The sequence below is a fragment of the Pseudomonas sp. CG7 genome, assembly GCF_023701885.1.
GTDB classification, from domain to species: domain Bacteria; phylum Pseudomonadota; class Gammaproteobacteria; order Pseudomonadales; family Pseudomonadaceae; genus Aquipseudomonas; species Aquipseudomonas zanjanensis.
The window spans coordinates 19,687-27,482 of record NZ_JABAEE010000080.1; the positions used below are offsets into that span (position 1 = coordinate 19,687).

Annotated in this window: 5 protein-coding genes; 1 reads left to right on the top strand and 4 read right to left on the bottom strand. The window is 62.2% G+C overall.

Features of this window, described 5'->3' with window-relative positions:
* Positions 1 to 27: 27 nt before the first annotated feature.
* From HGO40_RS25050 to HGO40_RS25065, 4 genes are read right to left on the bottom strand one after another with little or no spacing between them, the layout of a single operon-like run.
* Positions 28 to 1,977, bottom strand: a complete 1,950-nt coding sequence (locus HGO40_RS25050; protein WP_250965212.1) for an acetyl/propionyl/methylcrotonyl-CoA carboxylase subunit alpha — start codon at positions 1,975 to 1,977, stop codon at positions 28 to 30.
* Complete coding sequence (locus HGO40_RS25055; protein ID WP_250965213.1) at positions 1,974 to 2,792, bottom strand: gamma-carboxygeranoyl-CoA hydratase; 819 nt, start codon at positions 2,790 to 2,792, stop codon at positions 1,974 to 1,976. The genes HGO40_RS25050 and HGO40_RS25055 overlap by 4 nt, the downstream gene beginning before the upstream one ends.
* A 13-nt stretch (positions 2,793 to 2,805) precedes the next feature.
* A complete protein-coding gene (locus HGO40_RS25060) occupies positions 2,806 to 4,413 on the bottom strand; it encodes a carboxyl transferase domain-containing protein (protein ID WP_250965214.1) in 1,608 nt (535 codons plus the stop codon).
* A gap of 11 nt (positions 4,414 to 4,424) precedes the next feature.
* Positions 4,425 to 5,588: an isovaleryl-CoA dehydrogenase gene (locus HGO40_RS25065; RefSeq protein WP_250965215.1), complete on the bottom strand. Its 1,164-nt coding sequence runs from the start codon at positions 5,586 to 5,588 to the stop codon at positions 4,425 to 4,427.
* Between the two features lie 355 nt (positions 5,589 to 5,943).
* On the opposite strand from HGO40_RS25065, the gene HGO40_RS25070 reads away from it, so the two are divergent.
* On the top strand, positions 5,944 to 7,641 hold the full coding sequence (locus HGO40_RS25070; protein WP_250965216.1) for an AMP-binding protein: 1,698 nt from the start codon (positions 5,944 to 5,946) through the stop codon (positions 7,639 to 7,641).
* Positions 7,642 to 7,796 lie beyond the last annotated feature (155 nt).

Below are 7,796 nucleotides of genomic sequence, written 5' to 3' on the forward strand. Positions count from 1 at the left end.
GGATCGGCCCGGGGAGCGGGCCGATGCCTATTCTTCGAACGCCACCAAGGCACTGCCCTCGTTGACCATTTCGCCTTCCTGGCAGTACAGCGCCTTGATCACGCCAGCCTGGGGCGCACGAATGCTGTGCTCCATTTTCATGGCTTCCAGCACCACCAGTTGAGCCCCGGCCTCCACAGTCTGGCCGACATTCACCAATACCCGCACGATACTGCCGTTCATGGGCGCCACCAGGCCGCCTTGATGGCTGTGGCTGGCTTCGGCGACGGCCAGCGGGTCGTACAGGTCGATCCGGTGCAGGTCACCTTCCCATTGCAGGTACAAGCTGTCGCCCTGGCGAATGGCCCGATGGTTGCGGCGCAGGCCGTGGTGCTCGACCGTCAGTTGCTCACCCTTGAGTTCCGCGCAACAGACGGTGCTGTCCAGCGTCAGTGCGCGATCCTGGCCTTCGCAGCTCAGGTGCAAGCTGGTTTCCCTGGGCAGCCCCAGACGCAACCCGGTGGTGCTGGCCCAGGGTGAGCCGGCATCATCGCCGCGTACACGTGGGGTCAGGCTCAAGGCGAACCCTTGGGCGGCGGCGAACCAGAACGCGTCATCCAATTCGCCGGGCTCTGGCAGTAATTGCGTCTGGTAACGTGGGATAAATCCGGTGTCCAGTTCCGCCGTTGCGAAGGCGGGGTGGGCGATGATCCGTCGCAGGAAGCCGATGTTGGTCTTCAGCCCGCCAATGGCAAATTCGTCGAGCATGCTCAACAGCCGCAAGCGCGCCTGCTCGCGGTCTTCACCCCAGGCGATCAGCTTGCCGAGCATCGGGTCGTAGAACGGCGAGATTTCATCGCCTTCTTCAACCCCGCTGTCGACTCGCCGCCCCGGCCCCTCGGCCGACTCGCGATACAACGCCAGCCGCCCGGTGGCGGGCAGGAAATCGTTGGCCGGGTCTTCGGCATACAACCGCACTTCGATGGCGTGGCCGTGCAGCGGTACTTGCGCCTGAGTGAGCGGCAATGGCTCGCCTTGGGCGACGCGAATCTGCCAGGCCACCAGGTCCAGCCCAGTGATCGCTTCGGTGACCGGGTGCTCGACCTGCAACCGGGTGTTCATCTCCATGAAGAAAAATTCGCCCCGGGCATCCAGCAGGAACTCCACCGTACCGGCCCCGACATAACCGATCGCCTGGGCCGCGCGCACGGCGGCTTCACCCATGGCCCGGCGCAGTTGCGGGGTCAGGCCGGGCGCGGGGGCTTCTTCCACGACTTTCTGGTGGCGGCGCTGGATCGAGCAATCGCGCTCGTTGAGGTACAGGCAGTTGCCGTGTTGGTCGGCAAATACCTGGATTTCCACATGGCGCGGCTTGAGCAGGTATTTTTCCACCAGCATCCGTGAATCGCCGAACGAGGACAGCGCTTCACGCTGGGCCGAGGCCAGGGCTTCGGCCAGTTGGCTGACGTCTTCGACGACTTTCATACCCTTGCCGCCACCGCCGGCGGTGGCCTTGAGCAATACGGGGTAGCCGATGCGCTCGGCGGCGTCGCGAAAGGTCTCCAGGTCCTGGGCTTCGCCGTGATAGCCGGGCACCAGCGGCACGCCGGCGGTCTCCATCAAGGCCTTGGCCGCCGATTTGCTGCCCATGGCGTCGATGGCCGAGGCCGGTGGGCCGAGGAAAATCAGCCCGGCGTTTTCAATCGCCCGGGCGACTCCGGCGTTCTCGGACAGAAAGCCATAACCGGGAGGGATGGCTTGGGCACCGCTGGCTTTCGCTGCAGCGATCAATTTGTCGATTTGCAGGTAACTGTCGGCAGCCTTGCTGCCGCCCAGGTCCACGCGAATGTCGGCTTCACGGCTGTGGCGGGCATCACGGTCGGTGGCGCTGTGGACGGCAACGGTGGCCAGGCCCATGGCCTTGGCGGTGCGCATCACGCGGCAGGCGATTTCGCCGCGATTGGCCACCAGCAACGTGGTGAGGGCAGGGGCGCTCATCGACGCGACTCCTTGTTATTCGATTCGGCTTGCCAGTTCGGCGCACGCTTTTGCAAAAAGGCCCGCAGGCCTTCCTGGCCCTCCGGGCTGACGCGGATGCGGGCGATGGCGTTTTCGGTATAGCGTCGCAGCGCCGGGGTCAGGGCGCCGTTGCCGACTTCACGCAGCAGTTCCTTGCTGGCGCGCATGGCCGCCGGGCTATTGAGCAACAGGTTGTCGATCCACTGTTCGACCTGCTGGTCCAGGGTCTCGGCAGGGTAACTGTCCGACAGCAAACCGATCTCTTTCGCACGTTGCCCGTCGAAGCGTTCTGCTGTCAGGGCATACCGACGCGCCGCCCGCTCGCCGATGGCTTGCACCACGAACGGGCTGATTACCGCCGGCGCCAGGCCAATGCGCACTTCCGACAGGCAAAACTGTGCTTCATTGGCGCCAATGGCCATGTCACAGGCACTGATAAGCCCCAGCGCGCCACCGAACGCCGCACCCTGGACGACGGCCAGCGTTGGGATCTTCAGCTTGGCCAGGTTGTACATGCGCTCAGCCAGTTCCCGGGCGTCGTCGAGATTGGTGTGGTAGTCGAGCTCGGCCGATTGCTGCATCCAGGCCAGGTCGGCGCCAGCGCTGAAATGCTTGCCGCGACCGCGGATCAGCAGGAAACGCAGGTTTGGATCGCTGCCGACGTGATCGAGGGCGAGGATCAGTTCGCGGATCATTTCCGCGTTGAACGCGTTGTTCTTCGACTCGCGACTGAGCCACAGGGTGGCGACGCCCCGTGGGTCGGTGTGCAGTTCGAGGGTGTTGAAGTTTTCCATGGTCATTCCCCGTTTACATCCGGAACACGCCGAAGCGGCTCGGTTCGATAGGCGCGTTCAGTGACGCGGACAAGGCCAGGCCCAGTACATCGCGGGTCTGGGCCGGGTCGATGACGCCGTCGTCCCACAGCCGTGCGCTGGAGTAATAGGGGTGACCCTGTTCTTCGTACTGATCGAGGATCGGTTGCTTGATCTCCGCTTCCTGCTCGGCGCTGAAGGGCTGGCCACTGCGTTCGGCTTGTTCACGCTTGACTTGCACCAGCACGCCGGCCGCCTGCTCGGCCCCCATCACGCCAATTCGCGCGTTCGGCCACATCCACAGGAACCGTGGATCATAGGCGCGGCCGCACATGCCGTAGTTGCCCGCGCCGAAACTGCCGCCGATGATCACGGTGAATTTCGGCACCTTGGCGCAGGCCACCGCGGTCACCAGTTTTGCGCCGTGCTTGGCGATGCCACCGGCTTCGTATTTCTGCCCGACCATGAAACCGGTGATGTTCTGCAAGAACAGCAGCGGGATCCCGCGCTGACAGGCCAGTTCGATGAAGTGCGCGCCTTTCTGCGCGGCCTCGGCGAAGAGGATGCCATTGTTGGCCAGGATTGCGATCGGGTAGCCGTGCAAATGAGCGAAACCGCACACCAGGGTCGTGCCGAACAGCGCCTTGAACTCATCGAACACCGAACCGTCCACCAGGCGCGCGATCACTTCCCGCACATCGAACGGCTGCTTGGCATCGGCCGACACCACGCCGTACAGCTCATCGCTGCAATACAGCGGGGCGATGGGCTGGCGACGCTGCAACTCACCGAGTTTGCGCCAATAGAGGTTGGCCACGCTGCGCCGGGCCAGGGCCAGGGCATGTTCGTCGCTGTCGGCATAGTGATCCGCCACGCCGGAAATCTTGCAGTGCACATCGGCGCCGCCCAAGTCTTCGGCGCTGACCACTTCACCGGTGGCGGCTTTTACCAGTCGCGGGCCGGCAAGAAAAATCGTCGCTTGCTGGCGGACCATGATCGCCTCGGCCGCCATGGCCGGCACATAAGCGCCGCCAGCGGTGCAGGAACCCATGACCACGGCAATCTGCGGAATACCCAGGGCGCTCATGTTGGCCTGGTTGAAGAAGATCCGGCCGAAGTGCTCGCGGTCCGGGAACACTTCATCCTGGCGCGGCAGGTTGGCGCCGCCTGAATCCACCAGGTAAATGCACGGCAGGCGATTCTGCTGGGCGATGGTCTGGGCGCGCAGGTGTTTTTTCACCGTCAACGGATAGTAGGAGCCACCTTTGACCGTCGCGTCATTGGCGACAATCATGCATTCGACGCCTTCCACTCGGCCAATGCCGGCAATCACGCCGGCCGCCGGCACGTCTTCGCCATAGACTTCATGGGCCGCCAATGGACTGATCTCCAGGAACGGCGAGCCCGGATCCAGCAATCGGTTGATGCGCTCACGGGGCAGCAATTTGCCTCGCGAAGTATGCCGTTCCTGAGCCTTGGGTCCGCCGCCCTGGCGAATGTGCGCGAGCAGGGTGCGCAGGGCTTCGACGTGTCCGAGCATCGCATCGCGGTTGGCGATGAACTCCGGCGAACGTGGGTTGAGCTGAGTGTGCAGCGTGGCCATGGTCAGCTCCGTTAGCGGGTTTCGTTAAACAGTTCGCGGCCGATCAACATCCGACGAATCTCACTGGTGCCAGCGCCAATTTCATACAGCTTGGCGTCCCGCAGCAGACGACCGGCGGGGAATTCATTGATGTAGCCATTGCCCCCCAGGATCTGGATCGCGTCGAGGGCCATTTGCGTGGCGCGCTCGGCGCTGTAGAGGATCACCCCGGCGGCGTCCTTGCGGGTGGTTTCGCCGCGCTCGCAAGCCTGGGCCACCGCATACAGGTAGGCGCGGCTGGCGTTGAGCTGGGTGTACATGTCGGCGACCTTGCCTTGGATCAGCTGGAATTCGCCGATGCTTTGGCCGAACTGTTTGCGGTCGTGGATGTAGGGCACGATCAGGTCCATGCAGGCTTGCATGATCCCGGTCGGGCCGCCGGACAGCACCACGCGCTCGTAGTCGAGGCCGCTCATCAGGACTTTCACGCCACCGTTGAGGGCGCCGAGGATGTTTTCTTCCGGCACTTCGACGTCATCGAAAAACAGCTCGCACGTGTTGGAGCCGCGCATGCCGAGCTTGTCGAACTTGTTGCTGCGGCTGAAGCCTTTCCAGTCGCGCTCGACGATGAAAGCAGTGATGCCGTGGGCGCCTTTTTCCAGGTCGGTCTTGGCGTAGATCACGTAGGTGTTGGCATCGGGACCATTGGTGATCCAGGTCTTGCTGCCGTTGAGGACGTATTTGTCACCGCGCTTGTCGGCCCGCAGTTTCATGGAGACCACGTCGGAGCCGGCGTTCGGTTCGCTCATCGCCAGGGCGCCGATGTGTTCGCCGCTGATCAGCTTGGGCAGGTACTTGGTTTTCTGTTCGTGAGTGCCGTTGCGGTTGATCTGGTTCACGCAGAGGTTGGAATGGGCGCCATAGGAGAGGGCGACCGAGGCCGAGCCGCGGCTGATTTCTTCCATCGCCACCACGTGGGCCAGGTAGCCCAGGCCGGCGCCGCCATATTCTTCCGGTACGGTGATGCCCAGCAGGCCCATGTCACCGAATTTGCGCCACATGTCAGCGGGAAACAGATTGTCGATATCGATCTGCGCTGCGCGAGGCGCCAGTTCGGCCTTGACGAAGGCCTGCACCTGGTCGCGCAACATGTCGATGGTTTCGCCGAGGGCAAAATTCAGGGATGGGTAGCTCATGGGACACCTTTGGCTTTTTTATCGGGTGCGGAGAGCGGAAAATGCTCTACCTTTACGTTAACGTAAGCCTGCGACGAGAGGCTGTCAATCGCCCTTTACGTTAACGTCAACTTAAGCCAGAGTACGGGGGTTTTGGATCAGCTTTTGTGGCGAGGGAGCTTGCTCCCGCTCGAGCGCGTGTAGGAGCTGCCGAAGGCTGCGATCTTTTGATCTTTCGCTTGGGATTCAAGTGTCTTTGGAAAAGATCGCAGCCTCGTTGCACTCGACAGCTCCTACACAGCTCCTACCAGCCACAACGGCATTTGTGCATGAGGTTCCACCACTACACCCACTAATAAAGACAAGAGGGGGCGTCATGGATCAACCCGGTTCGCATTCGCAGCTCAGCTACACCCGCGGCTCGCAGGACAAGGCCTTGCTGGCACAAACCATTGGCGAGGTTTTCGACCAGACCGTGGCCCGTTATCCAGAGGGCGAGGCGTTGGTGGTTCGTCATCAATCGTTGCGTTACACCTGGCGGCAACTGGCTGAGGCCGTCGATCTGCACGCCCGGGCCTTGTTGGCGCTGGGCTTGAAAACCGGCGACCGTCTCGGCGTGTGGGCGCCCAATTGCGCCCAGTGGTGCATCAGCCAGTTTGCCAGTGCGAAGATCGGCGTCATTCTGGTCAATATCAATCCGGCCTATCGAGTCTCCGAACTCGAATACGTGCTCAAACAGTCCGGGTGCCAATGGCTGGTGTGTGCCGGGGCGTTCAAGACCTCGGATTACCACGCCATGTTGCAAGCGCTGGCACCGGAGCTGGCGGAACAATCCATCGGCCAGTTGCAGAGCGAACGCCTGCCGGATTTACGCGGTGTAGTCAGCCTCGATCCCCAACCCCCGTCAGGCTTTCTGCCTTGGTCACAACTGGCCGCCCTGGGGGCGGCGGTGACGCCAGGACAACTGGCCGAGCGCCAATCCAGCCTGCACTTCGATCAGTCAGTGAATATCCAATACACCTCCGGCACCACCGGCTTTCCCAAGGGCGCGACCCTCAGCCACCACAACATTCTCAACAACGGTTACATGGTCGGCGAAAGCCTGGGCCTGACGGCTGGCGACCGGCTGGTGATCCCGGTGCCGCTCTACCATTGCTTCGGCATGGTCATGGGCAACCTGGGCTGCATGACCCATGGCAGCACCATGATCTACCCCAACGATGCCTTCGACCCATTGCTGACGCTAAAGGCCGTGGCCGAGGAGAAAGCCACCGCGCTGTATGGCGTGCCGACCATGTTCATCGCCCTGCTGGACCAGCCGCAGCGGGGCGACTTCGACCTGTCCAGCCTACGCACGGGCATCATGGCTGGGGCTACATGTCCGATCGAAGTGATGCGGCGGGTCATCAACGAGATGCACATGGCTGAGGTGCAGATTGCCTACGGCATGACGGAAACCAGTCCGGTGTCGTTGCAGACCGGTCCTTCAGACGAACTGGAGCTGCGGGTGACCACCGTCGGCCGCACCCAGCCACACCTGGAAAGCAAGATTATCGATGAGGCAGGCCAGGTCGTCCCGCATGGCGCGGTCGGCGAATTGTGTACCCGTGGCTACAGTGTGATGCTCGGCTACTGGAACAACCCCAAGGGCACCGCCGATGCCATCGACGCCCAGGGCTGGATGCACACCGGCGACCTGGCGACCATGGACGAGCAGGGTTACGTCTGCATCGTCGGGCGCAACAAGGACATGATCATTCGTGGCGGGGAGAATATTTACCCGCGCGAGCTGGAGGAGTTCTTCTTCACCCATCCGGCGGTGGCGGATGTGCAAGTGATCGGCATTCCGTGTTCGCGCTATGGCGAAGAAATCGTGGCGTGGATCAAGTTCCACCCCGGCCACAGCGCCTCCGAGCAAGCGCTGCAAGCCTGGTGCAAGGAACGCATCGCCCATTTCAAGACGCCGCGTCATTTCAAATTTGTTGAAGAGTTCCCGATGACGGTCACCGGCAAGATCCAGAAATTCCGCATGCGTGAAATCAGCATCGAAGAACTGCGTGATAGAGAAGGCTGAGTAAAATCCCCTGTGGGAGCGAGCTTGCTCGCGAAAGCGGTGTGTCAGTCGACATTGATATTGACTGTCCGGGCCCCTTCGCGAGCAAGCTCGCTTGTATGTTTAGACTTGAAGGGGTGGGCGGGACTAAAAGCTCGATTCCGACTCTAGCCAGT

Excerpts from the sequence above, each read along its gene's own strand:
- HGO40_RS25050 (WP_250965212.1), bottom strand. The coding sequence starts at position 1,977 with ATGAGCGCCCCTGCCCTCACCACGTTGCTGGTGGCCAATCGCGGCGAA.
- HGO40_RS25055 (WP_250965213.1), bottom strand. The coding sequence starts at position 2,792 with ATGGAAAACTTCAACACCCTCGAACTGCACACCGACCCACGGGGCGTC.
- HGO40_RS25060 (WP_250965214.1), bottom strand. The coding sequence starts at position 4,413 with ATGGCCACGCTGCACACTCAGCTCAACCCACGTTCGCCGGAGTTCATC.
- HGO40_RS25065 (WP_250965215.1), bottom strand. The coding sequence starts at position 5,588 with ATGAGCTACCCATCCCTGAATTTTGCCCTCGGCGAAACCATCGACATG.
- HGO40_RS25070 (WP_250965216.1), top strand. The coding sequence starts at position 5,944 with ATGGATCAACCCGGTTCGCATTCGCAGCTCAGCTACACCCGCGGCTCG.